Genomic DNA, 20,522 nt, shown 5'->3' on the forward strand with positions numbered 1-20,522 from the left:
GATCACAGCCCGTCCGGCGATTGAGGACAACAGCCCCACCGGCCCCAGCCACAGGCACCAGAGCCAGCCACGACCACCGCAGCCGCAAGCACCAACACCACCACCAACAGCCACAGCCAAATACCCCCGCAGCCAACCGCAGGCACAAGCACAGGCCCAAGCTCAAGCCCGAGCTCAAGCCCGAGCTCAAGCCCTAGTTCAGCGACGCGTCGTCCGGATACGTGGCGACCATGGCCAGTTCACTGCGCTGCCGCCGCAACACCGACCGCCACAACCGCTCCGGGTCGGGGGACGACACGTCCCCCGGCTCGGACTCCACGACGTACCAAGCGCCTTCCACCAGCTCTTCCTCCAGCTGGCCCGGCCCCCAGCCCGCGTACCCGGCGAAGATCCGCAACGAGCCCACGGCCGCCGCCAGCAGCTCGGGCGGGGCCTCCAGGTCGACCAGGCCGATCGCACCGTGCACCCGGCGCCAGCCGACGGGATCGCCCCGCTGCGCACGCGGCCCGGAGCCACCGGGGTCAAGGGGGGGACCGCCGCCCGCCGACGGCGACCACGCACCGGCCGCACGCCCGCTCTCGGCCACCGGCTCACCAGGCACGACGGCCACACCGAGCGCCGAGTCGAGCGACACGGGCCCGCCCTGGAAGACCACCCCCGGCTCCCCGGCGAGCGCGGCCCACGCTTCGAGGATGTCGCCGACGACGACCGGTGTGGGGCGGTTGAGCACAACGCCCAACGACCCCTCCTCGTCGTGGTCGAGCAGCAGCACCACCGCACGGTCGAAGTTCGGGTCAGCCAGCGCCGGCGTCGCGACAAGCAGCCGTCCTGTGAGCGAGGACACCTCGGTCATGGACACATGATCCCGCATTTCGGGCCCCGGCGGGGGGCGGAACGCCACTCCCAGGCGAGAGCAGGTGGGGCGTACGACAGCAGCGGCGGCGCACATCACTCCACGTTCCTGGGCAGGCACGGAGCGTGCCGGTGGCCATCCGGCCCGTGGCCGAGAGCCGTACGGCCTTATGGAACGGCCCCCGCTGGCCATTACTCTTTCCTTTTGCCCCCCTTGCCCATCCCAGGCCCATCCAGGAACGCGAGACATATGACCGGCACCGACGATGTACTGCTTGTCCACGGCGGCACCCCGCTGGAGGGCGAGATCCGTGTCCGGGGCGCGAAGAACCTCGTGCCCAAGGCCATGGTCGCCGCGCTGCTCGGCAGCGGGCCCAGCCGCCTGCGCAACGTCCCCGACATCCGCGATGTCCGCGTGGTGCGCGGTCTGTTGCAGTTGCACGGAGTCACGGTGCGTCCGGGCGACGAGGCCGGCGAGCTGGTGTTGGACCCGTCACACGTCGAGAGCGCCAACGTGGCCGACATCGACGCGCACGCCGGTTCTTCCCGCATCCCGATTCTGTTCTGCGGCCCGCTGCTGCACCGTCTCGGCCACGCGTTCATCCCCGGCCTGGGCGGTTGCGACATCGGCGGACGGCCGATCGACTTCCACTTCGAGGTGCTGCGGCAGTTCGGCGCGACGATCGAGAAGCGCGACGACGGCCAGTACCTGGAGGCCCCGCAGCGGCTGCGCGGCTGCAAGATCCGGCTGCCGTACCCGTCGGTCGGCTCGACCGAGCAGGTGCTGCTGACCGCCGTGCTGGCGGAGGGCGTCACCGAGCTGTCCAACGCGGCCGTGGAGCCGGAGATCGAGGACCTGATCTGCGTACTGCAGAAAATGGGCGCGATCATCTCCATGGACACCGACCGGACGATCCGCGTCACCGGTGTCGACAAGCTCGGCGGCTACAACCACCGCGCCCTGCCGGACCGCCTTGAGGCGGCCTCGTGGGCGAGCGCGGCGCTGGCGACCGAGGGCAACATCTACGTCCGGGGCGCCCAGCAGCGCTCGATGATGACGTTCCTCAACACCTTCCGCAAGGTCGGTGGCGCCTTCGAGATCGACGACGAGGGCATCCGCTTCTGGCACCCGGGGGGCCCGCTCAACGCCATCGCGCTGGAGACCGACGTCCACCCCGGCTTCCAGACCGACTGGCAGCAGCCGCTGGTCGTCGCCCTGACGCAGGCGTCCGGCCTGTCGATCGTCCACGAGACGGTCTACGAGTCGCGCCTGGGCTTCACCTCCGCGCTGAACCAGATGGGCGCGCACATCCAGCTCTACCGCGAGTGCCTCGGCGGCTCCGCCTGCCGCTTCGGTCAGCGGAACTTCCTGCACTCCGCGGTCGTCTCAGGCCCCACCAAGCTCCAGGGCGCCGACCTGGTCATCCCCGACCTGCGCGGCGGCTTCTCGTACCTGATCGCGGCCCTGGCCGCCCAGGGCACGTCCCGGGTCCACGGCATCGACCTGATCAACCGCGGCTACGAGAACTTCATGAGCAAGCTGAACGAGCTGGGGGCCGACGTGGAGCTGCCCAACGGCGTGCCCAAGCACTGACGCCGCGCCCGGGCCCCCGTCGGGAGCCCAGCGGCATCCACGGCACCCACTGACGCCGTACGCGCCGGGTGGCCCCGAGAGGGCCGCCCGGCGCTCGTGTGTCCAGGGCGGCGCGTCCAGGGCGTCAGAGCCACCGGCCAGCCGGTCGGATCGGCCGGGGCAGCGCCGCCAGGCGATAGTTTCAGCCAGCCTGCCGACCTGGCCCCGGGTGCGCGGCGTGGCGGCGTCGCCGACCAGCAGGCCGAGGCCACTCGTATGGCGGTCCGACCGGCATCAGGTGGTGTCTCCGGGAAGGCGTACGGAGCGGTGTGCCGCCCCTCCGAAGCCCCCCGGCGGCCACCCGCCTCGCAGGCCCGTCCCCGCGCTCGGCGGCGTACTGCTGGGCGCGTGGTCGGCCGGAGTGCGCTGATCGTATCCACGGCCCTGACGCGCACCGAAACGATTTTCCGCACCGCCACCAGCACCAGCGCGGGCGTGAGCGACGTGAGCAGCGACACACCCGCACCGCACCCGCACGCGCCCATACGAAAGGGCGGCCACCCTCCCGTGGGTGGCCGCCCTTGTCGTCTAGGACTAGTTGCCCTTGGCGGCTTCCTTGAGCTTGGAGCCCGCGGAGACCTTCACGCTGTAACCGGCCGCGATCTGGATGGGCTCACCGGTCTGCGGGTTACGCGCGGTGCGAGCGGCACGGTGGGTGCGCTCGAAGGTCAGGAAGCCGGGGATGGTGACCTTCTCGTCGCCCTTGGCGACGACCTCTCCGACGGTCTCGGCGAGGGCGGCCAGCACGGCGTCGGCGTCCTTGCGGGTCACCTCGGCACGGTCGGCCAGCGCGGCCACCAGCTCACTGCGGTTCATGTTGTACTCCCGTGTTCTTCTTGCCAATGAGGCGTGAGATCGAAGCCGATGCTGCCAGGGTCCTCGGACAGTCCCCGGACCCGGGTCTGCCGTTCAGACCCTCGCGCCCGGAACGCATCCTGCCCGCACCTATGGCGGGAAAGCCAATCCGGCACCCTGGGGAGTCACACGAAAAGCGCCACTGCCTCATTGTGATGACGCTCCGTCTGCTCCCGGCAGCGCACCGCAGGGTTCGCTTCGAGTCTTGTTCAGGGGCTGCGGCCGTTATGCTGCCCGCCACCCTACGGCCGTCTCGCAAGCCCTCAGGGCCACGACGCGCCGTGCCTAGACCGCCGTGGTACCGGTCACAGGCTTGGCCGCGTTCCTGACGGCACCGGCGACAGCGCCGGCGACCTTGTCGTTGAAGACGCTCGGGATGATGTAGTTCGCGTTGAGCTCGTCGTCGAGGACGACGTCGGCGAGCGCGCGGGCGGCGGCCAGCATCATCTCGGTGTTGACCGTGTGTGACTGTGCGTCAAGCAGACCGCGGAAGACACCCGGGAAGACCAGCACGTTGTTGATCTGGTTCGGGAAGTCGGAGCGGCCCGTGGCGACGACGGCGGCGGTCTGCCGCGCGACGGCCGGGTCGATCTCGGGGTCGGGGTTGGCGAGCGCGAAGACGATCGCGCCGTCCGCCATGGCCGCGACGTCCTCGCCGCCGAGCACGTTCGGCGCCGACACGCCGATGAAGACGTCCGCGCCGACGACGGCCTGCTTGAGGGTGCCGGTGACGCCCTCGGGGTTGGTGTTGTCGGCGATCCAGCGCAGCGGGGAGTCGGGGTCGGCGTCGACCAGGTCGGCGCGTCCGGCGTGCACGACGCCGTGGATGTCGGCGACCACCGCGTGCCGGACTCCGGCGGCGATGAGAAGCTTGAGGATCGCCGTGCCGGCGGCGCCCGCACCGGACATGACGACCCGTACGTCACCGGCCTTCTTGGCCACGACGCGCAGCGCGTTGGTGAGCGCGGCGAGCACGACGATGGCCGTACCGTGCTGGTCGTCGTGGAAGACCGGGATGTCCAGGGCCTCACGCAGCCGGGCCTCGATCTCGAAGCAGCGGGGCGCGGAGATGTCCTCCAGATTGATGCCCGCGAAGCCCGGCGCGATGGCCTTGACGATCGCGACGATGGCGTCGCTGTCCTGGGTGTCCAGGCACAGCGGCCAGGCGTCGATCCCGGCGAAGCGCTTGAACAGCGCGGCCTTGCCCTCCATCACGGGCAGCGCGGCCATGGGGCCGATGTTGCCGAGGCCGAGGACGGCGGAGCCGTCGGTGACGACCGCGACGCTGTTGCGCTTGATGGTCAGGCGGCGGGCGTCCTCGGGGTTGTCGGCGATGGCCTGGCACACCCGGGCGACACCCGGCGTGTAGATCATCGACAGATCGTCACGGTTGCGGATGGGATGCTTGGACGACATCTCGATCTTGCCGCCGAGGTGCATCAGGAACGTCCGGTCGGAGACCTTGCCCAGCGATACGCCCTCAATGCCCCGCAGCTTCTCGACGATCTCGTCGGCGTGACCCGTGGAGGTGGCCGCGATGGTGACGTCGATCCGCAGCGCCTCGTGGCCGGAGGCGGTGACGTCAAGGCCCGTGACCGAGCCACCAGAGGACTCCACGGCGGTGGTGAGCTGACTGACCGCGGTCCCGCTCGCGGGGACCTCCAGCCGGACCGTCATCGAGTACGAGACGCTAGGCGCCGTTGCCATGGCCGACTTCCTCTGCTTTCCCTTGTTCCTTTGGTGCGTGGCCTAGGTACCGCTGCGCCACATCCCCTGATGCTCCCACCTACCAGCGGGTACCCGGTAACCACCCCGAGCCCGCGCGGGACGTGGAAAGTCTTTTCCACCATACGAGATTGCCCAGGCCGGGCGTAACCCCCGCAAGAACTTCCGGGGTGAACCGCTGGGACGGGATTGGCATCCGCGCCGAGTTTGTTAGCCTGAATATGGCACCGGCCCGATCCAAGCCCCCGGGCCCAACCTTCGTCGCTACGAGCGACCACTTGCCGCGAGGCGAGCATGGCGGGTCGGTGTCATCAAGCAAGGCAGCGGGCGCCCCACCACTGGTGGGGCGCCCGCTGTGCGTGGCAGGCGGGCGCCGGGCCCGGCCGGGGCCCGCGCGCCGTGGGAACACGCCGCGAACGGCCGTGCACGGGCCCGTCGGCGCCGCCAGACCGGCAGCCCACTGGCCGGCCCGCTCGGAACAGCGTGAGGCGTCAGTCCCGCAGCAGGTCGGGCACGCCCGCCGCGTCGGGGTCGTCGCGCTTGCCGGAGAGCACCGTCAGCTGCTGGGTCGCCCGGGTGAGGGCCACGTACAGCACGCGCAGACCCGCCGGTGACTCGTCGGCGATCTCGGCGGGTGAGACCACGACCGTCGCGTCGTACTCAAGGCCCTTCGCCTCCAGGCTGCCCAGGACGACCACCCTGGACTGCGGCTCCGGGGTGTCCGCCGGGTCCCCCGGGCCCGCCTGGGTCTGAGTGCCCAGGGCGGCGTCGCCCGTACCGGCCATGCCGGTCAGTCCGGCAAGCCACTTCCTGGCCCGCGCGCGGCGCTCCATGGCCACGACCACGCCGATCGTGCCGTCCACCTCGGCGAGCAGCCGCCGCACCTCGTCCCGCAGGGCCACGCTCGGGTCATCCCCCGCCACCACGAAGCGCGGTTCGAGCCCCGTCGAACGCACCGCTGACGGGGAGGGCACCCCCGGCATCGCCAGCGCCAGCACCTTCGCGGCCAGCTCGGCGATCTCCGCCGGGTTGCGGTAGTTGACGGTCAGCCGGAAACGGCGGCGCGGCCGGGTGCCCAGCGCCTCGTCACGGGCGGCTGCCGCCTCCTCCGGCTCTGACCAGGAGCTCTGCGCCGGGTCGCCGACGACGGTCCAGGTCGCCTGCCGGCCACGGCGGCCGATCATCCGCCACTGCATCGGCGTGAGGTCCTGCGCCTCGTCGACGATGATGTGCGCGTAGTCCGTACGCGCCTCCTCGCGCAGCCGCTCCAGCCGCTCCGCCCGGCTGGGCCTGGACGCGGTGCGGTCGGCGTGGGTGGTCAGCTCGTCGAGGCCGGTGAGCTGGTCCAGCGGGTCCGCCTCGCGCCTGCGGGGGCGAGCCGGGGCGCCGAGCAGGGTGTGCAGCTCGTCCAGCATGGCGACGTCGTGCACCGACAGCGGCCCTTGGCCGTCGGCGTCGAGCCGCCGCAGCGAGCGGGCCACCTGCCGCACCTCGCGCTGGTTCAACACCCGCCCCCTGGCTCCGCCGGAGGCGCCGGACCAGCGGCTGAGCCGCTTCTCGTCGGCCATCGCGGCGAGTACCCCCCGTGGCGTCAGCTCGGGCCACCACGCCGCGAGGAAGCCGGTGAAGGCGTCCTCGGACGAGATGTCCTCGTCGAACGCCTCGCGGGCCTCGACGGCCAGCTCGGGGTCGGTGTAGCGGCGGGGCCCGCCGGAGGCGGACCACAGCGCGTCGAGCAGCAGGCGGCGGGCGCGCGGGCGCATCAGGTTCACGGGGGCCGTGCCGCTGAGCACCGCCTGCCGGATCTGCCGCAGCTTCGGCGCGTCCAGCTCCACCCGGGCGCCGAACGCGACGACACGCAGCCGGTCGGGGACATCCGCGAGGCCCTCCCCGGCGCTCTCGCCGAGGCCGTCGAAGCTGAGCTGGCCCGCCTCGTCGTCTTCGCCGGTCCCGTCGCCGGTCCCTGGGCTGACGCGCGGCAGGGTGAGCGCGCCCCTGGCGGCCTTGCGCAGCACCTTCACCATCCGCGCGGAGCCCTTGATCCGGGCGACGGCGGGCTCGTCGTACGTGGTGGCCTCCGCCGCCTCGACCAGCGAGCCGACAGCACGGATCGCGACCTGCCCCTCTTCGCCGAGCGACGGCAGCACGCCCTCGGTGTACGAGACGAGCAGCGGGGTCGGGCTGACGATGAGGATGCCGCCCGCGTAGCGACGCCGGTCCTGGTAGAGCAGGTACGCCGCGCGGTGCAGGGCGACGGCGGTCTTGCCGGTGCCGGGGCCGCCCTCGACCTCGGTGACGGAGTTCGCGGGGGCGCGGATGACCATGTCCTGCTCGGCCTGGATGGACGCGACGATGTCCCGCATGGTGTGGCTGCGGGCCTTGCCGAGCGCGGCCATCAGCGCGCCGTCACCGATCACGGACAGCGGCTCGCCGTCCAGCGTCGCGGTCAGCTCGGGGCGCAGCAGGTCGTCCTCCACGCTGAGCACGCGGCGGCCCTTGCTGCGGATGACACGGCGGCGGACGACGCGGCCGGGCGCGACGGGGGTGGACCGGTAGAAGGGCGCGGCCGCCGGGGCCCGCCAGTCGATGACCAGGGGCGTGTACTCGGCGTCGAGGACGCCGAGCCGCCCGATGTGCAGGGTCTCGGCGATCTCGCCGTGCGTGGCGCCCGCCGCGTCGGTCCGTACGGCGTCGTCCGAGGGCTCCACGGAGGTGTACGCGCCGTCGGGGCCGCGCTTGCCGTCCTTGCCGGGCAGCAGGTCGATCCGCCCGAAGAGGAAGTCCTCGAACTCGCTGTTGAGCCGGTTGAGGTGCACCCCGGCCCGGAAAACTTGTGCGTCGCGCTCGGCGAGCGCGCCGGGAGTGCCGACCTGGCCGCTCCTGACCGCGTCGTTCATGAGGTACTCGGCCTCGTGGATCTTCTCCTCAAGGCGTCGGTACACCCGGTTCAGATGTGTCTGCTCGACACGGATCTCCCGCTCGCGTGTTCCCCCCGGCTCTGACCCGGCGGCCGCGTCCATTGTGGCCGCCGCCTTCCCGGGTCTCGCCGACTGTGCGTGCGTGGCGTTGTGCGCGGCCACCCAGGCCCCCTTCTGGTGTGCGTAGGGCAGCCGTCAACCGTACGCGAACCGGGGCACTCCGCGCACCTGCCAAGACGGCCGTATGTGAACGGGTCGCCCTGGCGGACACGCCTGGCGACCTGCGCTCCGACGTCCCCGGGTCCCCGGGGGGCGCGCCCGCCTCGGGGCCGGGCGCGGCGGTCGGGGGCCCGGCCCCGCCCGCCGCGCGGGCCGGCCTCCCCCCGGACGGCCCAGGGCGCCGGGGCCCGGCGGGGCGGCCCGCACGGGAACTGCCGGGGGAGCCCGCGAAGGGCTCCGCCCCTCAGCCGGTCACGCGCCGACCGTCACCAGCCGCTCGCCGTCCAGCGTGCGCACCTCGAAGTGGTCGATCTCCTGCGGGCTCATCGCGGCGCCGCCGTGCGCGTACAGCGGGGCCCTGGCACTGGCGTGGGTGCTGTCCGGGACGCCGTACCCCCAGCTGGGGACGGACCAGGTGGTGACCGTCTGCCGTTCGCCGTCCTTGCCGACGGCGATGAGCCGGCACTTCAGCGGCCCCTTGACGTTCTTCAGCTCCAGGACGGCGTGGGTGCCCCAGCCCTTCCGCTCGGTGCCGACCGTCGCCGACACCTTGGTGACCGGGTCCGTCGCCTCCACCTTCCGCCGCATGTCGTGGAAGAACGCGTCCTCGGCCGGGCTGGTCGAGTGCGGGTAGCCCGGCCGTGCCACCGGCTTCGCCCCGTCGGAATCGCCGGTGAGCGCCACGGCGGCCAGCGGTCCGCCGACGATCAGCGCGGCGGCGGCCGCGATCAGGACGAGGCGGCGCCTGCGGCCCGCGCGCCGGGTCGCGGCCACGTCGCCGATCACCCGGTCGAGCAGCGCCGGGCTCGGCTGCGGGGCGCCGACCAGGCCCGTGGCCGGGAAATCGGCCGCCAGCTCGGCGAGCAGGGGCTCCATTCCGGCGAACTCCTCCAACTGCCGCCCGCACCACCCGCAGCCCGCCAGATGTTCCTCGAAGCGGGCCGTGTCCGCCTCGTCGAGCACTCCGAGCACATACGCGCCGACAGCCTCGTGCTCGGGGTGCCGAGGGTCGTGAAGGTGCTTGTCCTGCGCCGTCATGCCGTCTCTCCCCTCTCCTCCAGCGCGAGCTTCATGGAGCGCAGCGCGTAGAACACCCGGGACCGCACGGTCCCGCTCGGAACGCCGAGTGCCTCGGCGGCCTCCTGGACCGTACGGCCCTTGAAGTACGTCTCGACCAGCACTTCCCTGTGGGCATCGCTCAGATCACCCATCGCGTCGGACAGCGTCATCAGCCGTAGCGCCTTCTCGATCTCGTCGTCGGCGGGCATCACTTCGAGCGGAGCCGCGTCCACCTCCTGAGGGCGGGCCTGACGGCTGCGGTGGCCGTCGATGACGATGCGCCGGGCGACGGTCAACAGCCACGGCCGGACCGATCCGCTGGCCCGCTGGAGCTGGTCGACGTTGCGCCAGGCGCGCACCAGCGTCTCCTGCACCACGTCCTCGGCGCGGTGCCGGTCGCCCGCCACCAGTCTGAGGACGAAGCCGAGCAGCGGGCCCGCGTGGTCGCGGTACAGGGCGCGGATGAGCTCCTCGTCCGGTGTCGCGCTATCGGCCACGATGGCATTCTCGCGCACCCGTAACCCCCAGGTCGATACGGTCAAGTCAGCTCGCTTCAGGGCCGGTTAGCGTCCGGTTCCGTACGGTTTCCGCCGCCGGGCGACCCTGGTCGCGCTCGGGGGTACGGACGCGGGGCGCACATGACTCAACCGCCGGGGTGTGAGGCAGCTCTCTTTCTCAAATACCGGGCTGATACACGTACTTGATGTGGCGTCAGCCACGAGCGGCGACCGCGCGCCGACGGTGCCTCGCGACCCGCTCGCGGTTGCCGCACACCTCGCTTGAACACCAGCGGCGACGGCGGCCGCGCGAGGTGTCGAGGTAGATCAGCGCGCAGGTCTCGCCCTCGCACTGCCGCAGCTGGCTCCGGGCCGCCGCGTCCGTGAGCAGGTCGATGGCGTCCCGGGCGATCTGCGCGAGCAGCGCGCCGCAGTCGGGTGGCGTGGCGAGCGTACGCGTCAGGGCGCCGTCGGCGCCGCGTACGGCACGCAGGGCGAGCGGCGCGGTACAGGCGAGCGCGTTGACCCGTTCCAAGTCGGCGCCCGTGGCCCGGCCTTGGAGCTCCGCGTGGACCACTCGGTAGAGGAGGTCGCGGGCCGCGTGGAAGCGGCCGAGCCAGGCGGCGTCCACCGCGTGCGGGGGCATTCCGGGCACAAGACCGGCCCCCACCAACCACTGGCCGAGCCGCCCTGGTCCGTCAAGCCGCTCCACGGGCTCCTCGCTGAGCCTTCCGCTCACCGTGGCCATCAGATCCAGACACATCCGCCCGGCATCGAAGCGAAGATCGTAGGAGGCCGCGACAGCCGTCATCCACCTATCACTCCCTCAGTCGCTGGGCGCGCCGGCGCCCACAGGGAATCCCTGCTTCCAGAGTGCCCGCCGCGCCCGCTCCCCGGAACCCTTCCGGCGCCGACCGGACCGCGTCCCGGACACATCGGGGACCACTACGGGCACCGGAGCGGTGGAGCACGGGCGGATGGGCGGACGGGCGGACGGGCGGACGGGCGGACGGGCGGACGGGCGGACGGGCGGCAACGGCTACGCGTCGTCGCCGTACTTCGTATCGGCCACCGGGTCGAGCGCCAGCCGGTATCCACGCTTCACCACCGTCTGAATCAGCTTGGGCGCGCCCAGCGCGCCGCGCAGCCGTGTCATCGCCGTCTCCACCGCGTGCTCGTCGCTGCCCGCGCCGGGCAGCGCGCGCAGCAGCTCCGCGCGGCTGACGACCCAGCCGGGGCGACGGGCGAGGGCCGCCAGCAGCGCCATGCCCGCCGGAGGGACGGGCCGCAGCTCACCATCGACGATCACCGCGTGCCCGCGAATCTCCATCCGCCGCCCGGCGACCGGCAACGGCCGCACCCGGGCGGGGAGTTCGTAGGACAGCAGCTGGACGAGGGGGCCGAGGCGGAAGCGTTCCGGCTGGCTGGTGGCGATGTCGTGCGCCTCCAGGGGCAGCGCGGTCACCGGGCCGACGCAGGCGGGCAGCACGTCGTCGCGGAGCGCGTCGAGGAACTCCTCCTGGATGCCACGCCGCTCCGCCCGGTCGAGCAGGCTGGCCGCGGCGGGGGCGCTGGTGAAGGTGATGGCGTCCAGCGTCCGGGCGATCGTGGCGTCGAGCAGCCGGTCGAGCGGGGCGAGGTCCTCCGGCGGCATCCACCGGTACACGGGCACCCCCACGACCTCGGCGCCCGCGGCGCGCAACGACTCCACGAAGCCGGGCAGGGGCTCGCCATGGAGCTGGACGGCGATGCGGCGCCCCTCGACCCCCTCCTCCAGCAGCCGGTCGAGGATGTCGGCCATCGACTCGGAGGCAGGGGACCAGTCCTCGGTGAGCCCGGCGGCCCGGATCGCGCCGCGCACCTTGGGACCGCGGGCGAGCAGTTCGACGGCGCCGAGCCGGGCGAGCAGTGCCTCGCCAAGACCCCAGCCGTCGGCCGCCTCCACCCAGCCGCGGAAGCCGATGGCGGTGGTGGCGATCACGACATCGGGGGCGTCGTCCACCAACTGCTTGGTGGCTTCGAGGAGTTCGCTGTCGTCGGCGAGCGGGACGATGCGCAGCGCGGGGGCGTGCAGGACGACGGCGCCGCGCCGTTGCAGCAAGGCGATCAGCTCATCCGCGCGCCGTGCGGCGGTGACGCCCACGGTGAATCCGGCGAGCGGGGTGGTCCCACGCGCGGCCATCCGCTCCCGCCCCGCGTCGCGAACGGCGCCGGGCGCGGGTTCCTGCCGCGCCGGCTGCTCCTGCTGGTCCGACTGCTCCGGCGCCGGGCCCGGCTCAAGACCGGGCATCCGGGCCCGGCCCCGGTCCGGGCTCTCGCCCTGGCCCTGGTCGGGGCCCTGGTCGGGGCCCTGGTCGGGGGATGTCTCCCGCTGCTGACCGCTGTCGTCCTGCCCGTCACCGCGCCGTGTCCGGTCTCGCCCTGACTGGTACCGCTCTCCGTGCATGAGTGTCGCCCCGCTCGTGGTCCTCGTCCCGCGCCGCCCCGCAGTGCTGGTCCGGTCCGCGGTCGTTCGAGCCTGCCAGCGGCTGGTGACGGAATCGGTTCGTCAGTATTTCCCGGCTGTTACGCATCCGCACCCTCCCCCGTCACCCCAGGCTCACACCTTGGCGTAATCCGGCCTCGGTTCCGGCGTCCGCGCCGGTACGGGACCGGCCGCCGGCTCCCGCAGGTATACGAACCAGGTGACCATGAAACACAGAGCGTAGAAAGCGAGGAAGGAGACAAAGGCAGGCGTACCGCTGTGCCCAGTGAGGAAAGCCTGGCGGAATACCAGGTTGATGGCGAGGCCGCCCAGTGCGCCGACCGCACCGATCAGGCCCATCGCCGCGCCCGAGAGCCGCCGTCCGTACCCGGCGGCGTCCTCCCCCGTCATGCCGAGCGCGACGGCCTTCGTCTGGAAGATGCCGGGGATCATCTTGTACGTGGAGCCGTTGCCGAGCCCGGTCAGGACGAACAGCGACACGAAGCCGACGAGGAAGACCGCCAGCGACTTCTGGTTGGACGCGTAGACCACCACGAGGGTGGCAGCGGACATGGCGGCGAAGTTCCACAGGGTGATGCGGGCACCGCCGTAGCGGTCGGCGAGACGGCCACCGACCGGGCGGATCAGGGACCCGAGCAGCGGCCCGATGAACGTCAGCGAGGCGGCCTGGAGCGGGGTCCGGTCGAACTGGTTCTGCAGCACGAGGCCGAAGGCGAAGCTGAAGCCGATGAAGGAGCCGAAGGTCCCCACGTACAGCAGCGCCATGATCCACGTGTGGCCGTCGCGCGCGGCGTCCTTCGCCGCCCCGGTGTCGTTGCGTACCGGCGCGAGATTGTCCATGTACAGCGCCGAGAGCACCGAGGCGAGCACGATGAGCGGGACGTAGACGGCGAGCACGAGGCGCGGGTGCGCGGCGCCCGCCGTGCCGATCACGAGCAGGCCGATCAGCTGGATGACGGGCACGCCGATGTTGCCGCCACCCGCGTTCAGGCCCAGGGCCCAGCCCTTCTTCCGCAGCGGGTAGAAGGAGTTGATGTTGGTCATGGAGGAGGCGAAGTTGCCACCGCCGACTCCGGTGAGGGCCGCGACCACCATGAACGTGGTGTACGAGGTACCCGGCTCCATCACGAGGGCGGCGGCCGTCGTCGGCAGGAGCAGCAGCAGCGCGCTGAACACCGTCCAGTTACGGCCACCGAACCGGGCGACAGCGAAGGTGTACGGCACCCGCAGCACCGCGCCGACCAGGGTGGGCATGGCGACCAGGAAGAACTTCCCCGCCGGATCGACCCCGTACTCGGGGCCCATGAACAGGACCATCACCGACCACAGGCTCCAGATGGAGAAGCCGATGTGCTCGGACAGGATCGACAGGATCAGATTGCGCTTCGCGATCCGCTCCCCGTCGCGCTCCCAGAAGCTCGTGTCTTCCGGGTTCCAGTGTTCGATCCAGCGCTTGCCCGTACGGGCCTTGGTCGGGGCTGCCATCGCACGCCCTGCCTTCCTGTTCGGGGGTGTCCGGGTCCGTTCGACGGTAGGGACCGTGCGTTTCAAGCCGATGGCGTGACGTGACACAGACGAAACCTTGCACTCACCTGCGAGCGCGGAGGGCGGTGAGCAACACTGATCGACGATCAACGCCGAAAGCTCTTTCACGGGGGTAATCCAGTGCAGAACTCTCGAATCCGCTTACGCCGGGACTTACGCCGGGGCGTAGCCGCCCTGACCGTTTCCCTGGCGCTCGCCCTGACAGGCGCCTGCTCCGACTCCTCGGCCGACGGCGACAAGGCCGCGAGTCTCACCGAGCGGACCGTGCCCAACGCCATCGCCGCGTTCCAGGCCGCTCAGTCCACCCAGGACACAAAGTGCGGGAAGGCCGACTGCACCGAGCAGCTGCGCCGCCTGGTCGGCGACATCCGGGCGCTGGGCAAGGCCATGCGGGCGGCCCCGGACGGCGACGGCACCTACACCCAGCCGCTGAAGACCATCAAGGCCATGGAGGAGGAGATCCCCGGGGACGAGACCGCCGGGGTGGACAACCTCGCCCGCGAACCGGCCCTGTCGGCGGCGCGGTCGCTCCAGGGATGGATAGGGGACCATCCCGAGGCCGGCCGCCAGCGGTAGATCAGCGTCCGGTGGCCATCAGCTCGGCGTCCGTTTCCGGAAGCCAGGACCCGGCGGGCCGCTCCAGCCAGCGCCGCGCGTCCGCGAGGCTGCGGGCGGCGGCGTGGAGGGCGTCCAGGCCGGGATGGCGCAGCCCACGGCGCCAGACCATGGAGATGGGCGAGAGCGGCACCGGGTCCACCAGGGGCCGCAGCACCGTGTCCGGCATGTCGATGAACTCCACGCTGGCCAGCACCGACCAGCGGTGTTTCGCCACCACCCTGGTGAACTCCGCGCTGCCTTCGATCTCCGGGAACGGCTCGGCCATCGCGATGCCCCGCCCGGCGAACAGCCTCTCGGCGAGGTCCGTCCACTCGGCGGTGCTCGCGTTGCCCGCTCCGGCGTACAGGGTCTCGCCCGTGAGCGCGTCGAGCGGTATCCGCGGCAGGCGGGCGAGCGGGTGGTCGGCACGGAGCACGACCGCCAGCGGCTCATAGCGCACCGGCAGGTGCTCAAGCCGGGCGCGCACGCCCGGCGCCAGCCCGCCGACCCGGCCGAAGGACACATCGAGGGTGCCCGCGAGGAGACCCGCCGCCGCACCGGTGAGCCCGCTGTGGAAGCGGGCCACCAGCTCCGCTTCTGGTGCCAGTTCCCTGGCTTCGACCAGCACCCGCTGCCCCGTGCTGACCGGCGCGCTGACATCGACGAGCAGCGGACGCCCCGGCTCCTCCCGCCGCCCGAAGGCGGCGGCCAGCTCGTCCTGCGCGGCGAGCACCCGCCGGGCGTACGGCAGCAGCCGCTCGCCGGTGGCGGTGAGCGACACCTGCCGTGTGATCCGTACGAAGAGATCGGCGCGCAGCTCGCGCTCCAGGCGGCGGATGTCGCGGCTGAGGGCCTGCTGCGCCACATACAGCCGGGCGGCGGCCCTGGTGAAGTGGAGTTCGTCGGCGGCGGCGACGAAGGCGCGCAGCAGGCGTGGGTCCAGGTCTCGTGGCACCCGCACAGTCTGCCGCCCACCGGCTGACAACAAAAGTGCGTTAATGGCTACTGATCAGGTGTTGGACCGCGCTGGGGTGCAGCGGCGACCGTAGTCCCATGATCCTCTTCCTCGCTTCCCGCCCGGTCGTCCGCCGCCCCGCCCCGCGCCCGGCCTCCCTCCCCCGGCAGGCCACGCCCGGGTCCGTCCCGCGCCAGGCCGCCGTGCCCCGACCCGGCGCGCCCGAGGGCCCTGGCGCGCGGGCCGAGCCGACCGGCACACGCAGACCGGAAGCCGACGCGCATCCGCCACCGGAGCCCGGCCCACCGCGGCGGCTGTTCGGCCCGTACGGGCGGCTGTTCACCGCGCCCGGCGCGCTCGCCTTCACCCTGGCCGCACTCATCGGCCGCCTGCCGATGTCCATGCTCGGCGTGAGCAACGTCCTCATGATCGCCACGGTGCGCGACTCGTACGCCCTGGCCGGGGCGGTGTCAGCGACGGGCGTCGCCGTCACCGCGGTCGCGGGACCGCTGCTGGGACGGCTCGTTGACCGGCATGGGCAGGCGCGGGTGGCGCTACCCGCCGCCGGGGTGTTCGTGGCGGGCGCGGCGGCGATGCTGCTGTGCGTCCGCTACGACGCCCCCGCCTGGGCACTGTTCGTGTGCGCGGTGGGCTCCTCGGGTGTGCCGAGCCTCGGTTCGATGACCCGCGCCCGGTGGGCGGCCCTGTACCGGGACGACGCGGCCGCCAGGCACACCGCCACCTCCTTCGAGCAGGTCGTCGACGAGTTCTGCTTCATGCTCGGCCCGGCGCTCGCGATGGTGCTGTGCACGGCCGCCTTCCCGGAGGCGGGGCTGCTCACCTCGGCGTCGCTGCTCGCCGTGGGGACCGCGCTGTTCGCGGCCCAGCGCCGTACGGAACCGCCACCCCACCCGCGAAGCGGCACGCCCGCTCGTTCACCGCTGCGCGTACCCGGGCTGAAGGTGCTGCTCGGCACGTTCCTCGCGACCGGCGCCGTGTTCGGCTCCATGGAGGTCGCCACCGTGGCCACCGTGGACGCGTGGGGTGGCGGCTCGGCGAGCAGCGCCGTGCTGGCACTCCAGGCGGCCGGGTCGTGTGTGGCGGGGCTGGTGTTCGGCGCGCTGCCGGTGCGTGGCTCCGGCTCGGCGCGGTTCGTGGCCGGGGTCGCCGGGATGGCGGTGTGCGTACTGCCGCTGCTGGCGGTCGAGAGCCTCGGGGTGCTGGCGGTCCTGCTGTTCGTGGCGGGCGTGGCCACCGCGCCGACGATGATCACCGGCATGTCGCTGGTGCAGCGCCTGATTCCGCCCGCCCAGCTCAACGAGGGCATGACGACCACGTACACCGGCCTTCTCATCGGCATCTCGGCGGGCGCGGCGCTGGGCGGCTGGACCGTCGAGCAAGTGGGCGCGGCCGGTTCGTATCTGACGCCCGTACTGGCTGCCGCGCTCGCTCTGCTGATCGCGGCGGCCGGGAGGCGACGTCTGGGCGTGGCCGGAAACTAGTCCCTCCATGACCACATTCGTCCCGCCCGTTGCATTGCAACGGCGCCGTCTCAAGCTCGTTCCGGCTATGCCATCGGTCCTGACCTGGGCTTTTCACCGGGCCATGATGTTCCGGCAATCCACACCGCACACGTTCACACCACGGGGGCCACACACCATGCGTACGCGACATGTCACCGCCATCGTCGGCCTGGCCGCGCTGACCCTGCTCACCACCGGCTGCCGCGAGGACGCCGCAGCGGGCGGCGATTCCCCGTCGAAGAAGCCGAAGCAGGAGTCTCCGACGGCGGGGCCCAAGGAGAAGAAGGTGGACAGGGACTCGGGCAAGACGCTCGCCTTCGGCGAGACGGCCCGGATCGGCTACCAGCGGACCTCCGACAAGCAGGCCATCCTGGACGTCACGGCGAAGAGCATCGTCAAGGGCTCGCAGGCCGACCTGGGCTCGGTGCGGCAGGACGCCGACGAACGCGCCATGCAGCCGTACTACGTCACGATGACCGTCAAGAACACGGGCAAGAGCACGCTGGAATACCCGTCCCTGCTCTCCCCCTCCCGGCTGCGGGACGACCGCGGCGAGGACGCGAAGTCCCCTTACACCGGGAACGACGTGAAGAAGTGCGTCAGCGACGACCCCGACAAGTTCACCCCCGGCACCTCGGCGACCCTGTGCAAGGTCTACCTGCTGCCCAAGGGCCAGAAGCCGTCCGTGGTGCTGTACACGGGCGACTACGAGAAGGAGCCGGTGTACTGGAAGGCCACGAGCTGACCGCACGGCACCGCCCCAGACACGACAACGCCGCAGGCCGCACCGCCGAGAACGACATAACGGTGGGGCCTGCGGCTCATCACATGCGGCAGGGGGCGCAGCCCCCGCCAGGCCCACCCAGGAGCGGCGAAACTCAACGCCTCGGCCCAGCCCCGCCCAGGGGGGCCGCGGGTGGCGGAGCCCCCGCCGCGCACGGGCGGAGCCCGTGCGAAAACGACGAAAGGCGAGGCCGTCTGCGCTTTCCGCAGACACACCTCGCCCATCGCTTTCGTGGAGATGGCGGGAATCGAACCCGCGTCCAACGGTGCAAAAACAGGGCTTCTCCGAGCGCAGTCCGCTGCGATTTTCTCGGCCCCGGAGATCACGCGGACAAGTCTCCGACGGGCTCAGTCACTGTTTGATTTCCCACTAGATCCCGTGACCGGACCTAGTGGTTTAGTTCCCTAAATGATGCCAGGGTCCAGGTCGGGAACACCCCTGGGCTGACACTTCGCAAGTCGCTACTTAGGCAGCGAGGGCGAAGGAATCGCGCTTGGAATCGGCGATTATTGGTTGCGACATATGGTTTACGAGATCATTGCCGCTTCCTCGGCTCGCTTCCCCTGCTTCGACATCCGCTGTCGAAACCGATCATCCCCATGTTGATTTATCAAGGTCGTGCACACACCCTCGCGGGGTGCGGTTGCCATCCTACGTGAACAGCGTCGGCGGGTGCCAGCTTATTCCTGCCGGGGGCATCCGGAACCGGCTGCCCGCTCCGGGAAGTCCTCCGGGAGGCCCGGACCGGGCCCGCCGCCGCGGCCCGCGGCTCAGGCCCCGAGCCAGTGGCTCAGGCTCACGGCCCAGACATACGACTCAGGCCCGCTGCCGTCGGCGTACGGCGGAGATCGCCCGCTCCGTCTCGCGCTGGTCCTGCTTCTCCCGCAGCGTCTGCCGCTTGTCGTACTCCTTCTTACCCTTGGCCAGCGCGATCTCGATCTTGGCTCGGCCGTTGGTGAAGTACAGCACCAGCGGCACGATCGTGTGGCCGGTCTCCTGCGACTTCGACTCAAGCTTGTCGATCTCGACCCGGTGCAGCAGCAGCTTGCGCCTGCGGCGGGCGGAGTGGTTCGTCCACGTCCCCTGGGCGTACTCGGGAATGTGCACGTTGTGCAGCCACGCCTCGTGCCCGTCGATCTGAACGAAGCCGTCCGCCAGTGACGCCCGTCCCTGGCGCAGCGACTTGACCTCGGTCCCGGTCAGCACCAAGCCGCACTCGTACGTGTCCAGAATGTGATAATCGTGCCGCGCCTTCTTGTGCTGCGCGACGAGTTTGCGTTGTCCCGTCTCTTTATCTTTAGCCATAGCGCCGCCATTCTCGCACTAGGCCCCGCCCCCCGTGCCAGTCAATACTGAGCGGGCCCGGTCCTCGGCGTCGTCAGCGGCCGTCAGATCCGGGGTGATGCCCACGCCGTCCACGCTGCGGCCCAGGGGGGTGCGGTAGTGGCCCACGGTCAGCTCGGCGACCGAGCCGTCCGGCAGTTCGCTGGGCATCTGCACCGAGCCCTTCCCGAACGTCCGCGTGCCGACCACGACCGCGCGGCCACGGTCCTGCAACGCGCCGGTCAGCAGTTCGGCGGCGCTCATCGTGCCACCGTCGACCAGCACCACCAGGGGCGTCTGGGTGTCGCCACCGGACTCGGCGTTGAGTACGCGCTGGCGGCCGTGCTCGTCATAGGTGGCGACGAGGCCGCCGTCGAGGAAGGCGGACGCCGCGGTGACCGCCTCGGTGACAAGACCGCCGGAGTTGCCGCGCAGATCGAGCAGGACCGCGTCACCTTCCGGGGCGGCGCGCACCGCCCGGCGCACCTGGTCGCCTGAGCCCTTGGTGAATGCCTCGACCTTGATACGGGTGGCGCTGGGGAGCCGGCCGGTCAGCCGGTCCACGCTCACCGTCTCCGTCTCCAGCCGCGAGCGCCGCAGGGTCTCCCGCCACTTCCGGCCGTCGCGCTCCAGACCGAGTACCACCTCGCTGCCGGGAGCTCCCTCGGGGCCGCTGTCCCGGGCGGCGTCACCGGCCGAGCCGTCCGCCGGGTCCCGCTCCGGCCCGCCGGCGGGCCCACTTCCCGAGCCGTTCTTGGCGTCGACGCCCGAACTCTCGCCCGCGTCCTCGCCCGCGCCCGTCTCCGGCTCCGCGCCCGAGTCCGCCACGGCTCGGCGGCCTGGAGTCTCGCTGTTTCCCTTGGGCTTGTCGCCCGCACTGGCCTCGCCGTCGCCCTGCGATGGGGCGGCCGGGGCCTTGGTGTCCGTCGCGTCCTGCTCCCCCGCCGACACGTCAGCGGCGTCGCCTCGCAGCCGCGAGACGACCTCGGTGATGGGCCGGCCCGTCACCGCTACCCCGTCGATGGATCTCAGTCGGTCGCCGACGCGGATGTTCGCCCGCGCGGCCGGGCTGCCGGGCTGCACCCGGTCCACTTCGATGGTGCCGTCGGACGCGAGCCTGGCCCACAACCCGACGCCGACGTACTGGCCGTCCAGGTTGCGGCGGAAGCCCTCGTACTCGTGCGGCGAGTACACGGCGCTCCACCGGTCGCCGCTGCGGCTCACCTCGTCGGCGGCCGGGCCGTAGCCGGGGACTTCGCCCGCCGCGCCGGGCGCCGCGTCGGCTCCGGCGGCGGCGAAGGTGCTGGCAACGGTCCCGGACGGTATCCGCGTTGTTGTCGACCGCTGGTCGCGCTGCGCCTGGTCACCCCAGGAGCCGGTGACGGCACCGGCCGCGAGCACGCTGACGAAGACCACTGTCAGGGCAGCCCCGCGGCAAGTGCGACGGGGCCGGGGCTCGGCGTCCACGGGCTGCGTCAGAGCCAGAGCGGAGCGGAGCGGATTGTTCATCCACAGGCCCGACATGTCGGTGAGTCTAGGCCACGCCAGGGCG

Annotated in this window: 16 protein-coding genes and 1 other RNA gene; 4 read left to right on the forward strand and 13 right to left on the reverse strand. The window is 71.8% G+C overall.

Annotated elements, in window-relative coordinates:
* Window positions 1-193: 193 nt before the first annotated feature.
* On the reverse strand, window positions 194-853 hold the full coding sequence (locus AC5P1B_RS04170; RefSeq protein ID WP_493884787.1) for a YqgE/AlgH family protein: 660 nt from the start codon (window positions 851-853) through the stop codon (window positions 194-196).
* A 249-nt stretch (window positions 854-1,102) separates the two neighbouring features.
* Here AC5P1B_RS04170 and murA point away from each other — a divergent pair, with 249 nt between their 5' ends.
* A complete protein-coding gene (gene murA / locus AC5P1B_RS04175; protein WP_493884788.1) occupies window positions 1,103-2,446 on the forward strand; it encodes a UDP-N-acetylglucosamine 1-carboxyvinyltransferase in 1,344 nt (447 codons plus the stop codon).
* A gap of 573 nt (window positions 2,447-3,019) precedes the next feature.
* On the opposite strand, the gene AC5P1B_RS04180 is transcribed toward murA, so the two are convergent.
* The 8 genes from AC5P1B_RS04180 to AC5P1B_RS04215 all read right to left on the reverse strand — a co-directional run bounded on the left by AC5P1B_RS04180 (window position 3,020) and on the right by AC5P1B_RS04215 (window position 13,728).
* A complete protein-coding gene (locus AC5P1B_RS04180) occupies window positions 3,020-3,301 on the reverse strand; it encodes an HU family DNA-binding protein (RefSeq protein WP_493884789.1) in 282 nt (93 codons plus the stop codon).
* A 324-nt stretch (window positions 3,302-3,625) separates the two neighbouring features.
* Window positions 3,626-5,047 (reverse strand): NAD-dependent malic enzyme, encoded by a 1,422-nt coding sequence (locus AC5P1B_RS04185; RefSeq protein WP_493884790.1) that lies wholly within the window; start codon window positions 5,045-5,047, stop codon window positions 3,626-3,628.
* Window positions 5,048-5,556: 509 nt separating this feature from the next.
* On the reverse strand, window positions 5,557-8,145 hold the full coding sequence (locus tag AC5P1B_RS04190) for a UvrD-helicase domain-containing protein (RefSeq protein WP_493884791.1): 2,589 nt from the start codon (window positions 8,143-8,145) through the stop codon (window positions 5,557-5,559).
* A gap of 309 nt (window positions 8,146-8,454) precedes the next feature.
* Window positions 8,455-9,240, reverse strand: coding sequence for a zf-HC2 domain-containing protein (locus AC5P1B_RS04195; protein ID WP_493884792.1), 786 nt, complete (start codon window positions 9,238-9,240; stop codon window positions 8,455-8,457).
* On the reverse strand, window positions 9,237-9,758 hold the full coding sequence (locus tag AC5P1B_RS04200; RefSeq protein ID WP_493884793.1) for a sigma-70 family RNA polymerase sigma factor: 522 nt from the start codon (window positions 9,756-9,758) through the stop codon (window positions 9,237-9,239). The genes AC5P1B_RS04195 and AC5P1B_RS04200 overlap by 4 nt, the downstream gene beginning before the upstream one ends.
* Window positions 9,759-9,972: 214 nt before the next feature.
* Window positions 9,973-10,569, reverse strand: a complete 597-nt coding sequence (locus tag AC5P1B_RS04205; protein ID WP_493884794.1) for a CGNR zinc finger domain-containing protein — start codon at window positions 10,567-10,569, stop codon at window positions 9,973-9,975.
* Window positions 10,570-10,797: 228 nt separating this feature from the next.
* A complete protein-coding gene (locus AC5P1B_RS04210; RefSeq protein ID WP_493884858.1) occupies window positions 10,798-11,940 on the reverse strand; it encodes a uroporphyrinogen-III synthase in 1,143 nt (380 codons plus the stop codon).
* 417 nt (window positions 11,941-12,357) lie between these two features.
* Window positions 12,358-13,728, reverse strand: coding sequence for a nitrate/nitrite transporter (locus AC5P1B_RS04215; RefSeq protein ID WP_493884795.1), 1,371 nt, complete (start codon window positions 13,726-13,728; stop codon window positions 12,358-12,360).
* 180 nt (window positions 13,729-13,908) lie between these two features.
* Here AC5P1B_RS04215 and AC5P1B_RS04220 point away from each other — a divergent pair, with 180 nt between their 5' ends.
* Window positions 13,909-14,364, forward strand: coding sequence for a hypothetical protein (locus AC5P1B_RS04220; protein ID WP_493884796.1), 456 nt, complete (start codon window positions 13,909-13,911; stop codon window positions 14,362-14,364).
* A gap of 1 nt (window position 14,365) precedes the next feature.
* Here AC5P1B_RS04220 and AC5P1B_RS04225 read toward each other — a convergent pair whose 3' ends face one another.
* Complete coding sequence (locus AC5P1B_RS04225) at window positions 14,366-15,340, reverse strand: LysR family transcriptional regulator (protein WP_493884797.1); 975 nt, start codon at window positions 15,338-15,340, stop codon at window positions 14,366-14,368.
* 98 nt (window positions 15,341-15,438) lie between these two features.
* Here AC5P1B_RS04225 and AC5P1B_RS04230 point away from each other — a divergent pair, with 98 nt between their 5' ends.
* Together AC5P1B_RS04230 and AC5P1B_RS04235 are read left to right on the forward strand one after the other, a co-directional pair.
* Window positions 15,439-16,842 (forward strand): MFS transporter, encoded by a 1,404-nt coding sequence (locus AC5P1B_RS04230; protein WP_493884798.1) that lies wholly within the window; start codon window positions 15,439-15,441, stop codon window positions 16,840-16,842.
* A 157-nt stretch (window positions 16,843-16,999) separates the two neighbouring features.
* Complete coding sequence (locus AC5P1B_RS04235) at window positions 17,000-17,608, forward strand: hypothetical protein (RefSeq protein ID WP_493884799.1); 609 nt, start codon at window positions 17,000-17,002, stop codon at window positions 17,606-17,608.
* 268 nt (window positions 17,609-17,876) lie between these two features.
* Here the strand turns inward: AC5P1B_RS04235 and ssrA are convergent.
* The 3 genes from ssrA to AC5P1B_RS04250 form a co-directional block, all read right to left on the reverse strand.
* Window positions 17,877-18,246: a transfer-messenger RNA gene (ssrA, locus tag AC5P1B_RS04240) on the reverse strand.
* A gap of 217 nt (window positions 18,247-18,463) precedes the next feature.
* A complete protein-coding gene (smpB, locus tag AC5P1B_RS04245; RefSeq protein WP_493884800.1) occupies window positions 18,464-18,952 on the reverse strand; it encodes an SsrA-binding protein SmpB in 489 nt (162 codons plus the stop codon).
* An 18-nt stretch (window positions 18,953-18,970) separates the two neighbouring features.
* Window positions 18,971-20,494, reverse strand: a complete 1,524-nt coding sequence (locus AC5P1B_RS04250; RefSeq protein ID WP_493884801.1) for a S41 family peptidase — start codon at window positions 20,492-20,494, stop codon at window positions 18,971-18,973.
* Window positions 20,495-20,522 lie beyond the last annotated feature (28 nt).

Source organism: Streptomyces sp. A01 (assembly GCF_059026195.1).

Coding starts and splice junctions, on each gene's coding strand:
- AC5P1B_RS04205 (WP_493884794.1), bottom strand. CDS start 10,569: ATGACGGCTGTCGCGGCCTCCTACGATCTTCGCTTCGATGCCGGGCGG.
- AC5P1B_RS04180 (WP_493884789.1), bottom strand. CDS start 3,301: ATGAACCGCAGTGAGCTGGTGGCCGCGCTGGCCGACCGTGCCGAGGTG.
- AC5P1B_RS04230 (WP_493884798.1), top strand. CDS start 15,439: ATGATCCTCTTCCTCGCTTCCCGCCCGGTCGTCCGCCGCCCCGCCCCG.
- AC5P1B_RS04195 (WP_493884792.1), bottom strand. CDS start 9,240: ATGACGGCGCAGGACAAGCACCTTCACGACCCTCGGCACCCCGAGCAC.
- AC5P1B_RS04235 (WP_493884799.1), top strand. CDS start 17,000: ATGCGTACGCGACATGTCACCGCCATCGTCGGCCTGGCCGCGCTGACC.
- murA (WP_493884788.1), top strand. CDS start 1,103: ATGACCGGCACCGACGATGTACTGCTTGTCCACGGCGGCACCCCGCTG.
- smpB (WP_493884800.1), bottom strand. CDS start 18,952: ATGGCTAAAGATAAAGAGACGGGACAACGCAAACTCGTCGCGCAGCAC.
- AC5P1B_RS04185 (WP_493884790.1), bottom strand. CDS start 5,047: ATGGCAACGGCGCCTAGCGTCTCGTACTCGATGACGGTCCGGCTGGAG.
- AC5P1B_RS04215 (WP_493884795.1), bottom strand. CDS start 13,728: ATGGCAGCCCCGACCAAGGCCCGTACGGGCAAGCGCTGGATCGAACAC.
- AC5P1B_RS04170 (WP_493884787.1), bottom strand. CDS start 853: ATGACCGAGGTGTCCTCGCTCACAGGACGGCTGCTTGTCGCGACGCCG.
- AC5P1B_RS04250 (WP_493884801.1), bottom strand. CDS start 20,494: ATGTCGGGCCTGTGGATGAACAATCCGCTCCGCTCCGCTCTGGCTCTG.
- AC5P1B_RS04210 (WP_493884858.1), bottom strand. CDS start 11,940: ATGGCCGCGCGTGGGACCACCCCGCTCGCCGGATTCACCGTGGGCGTC.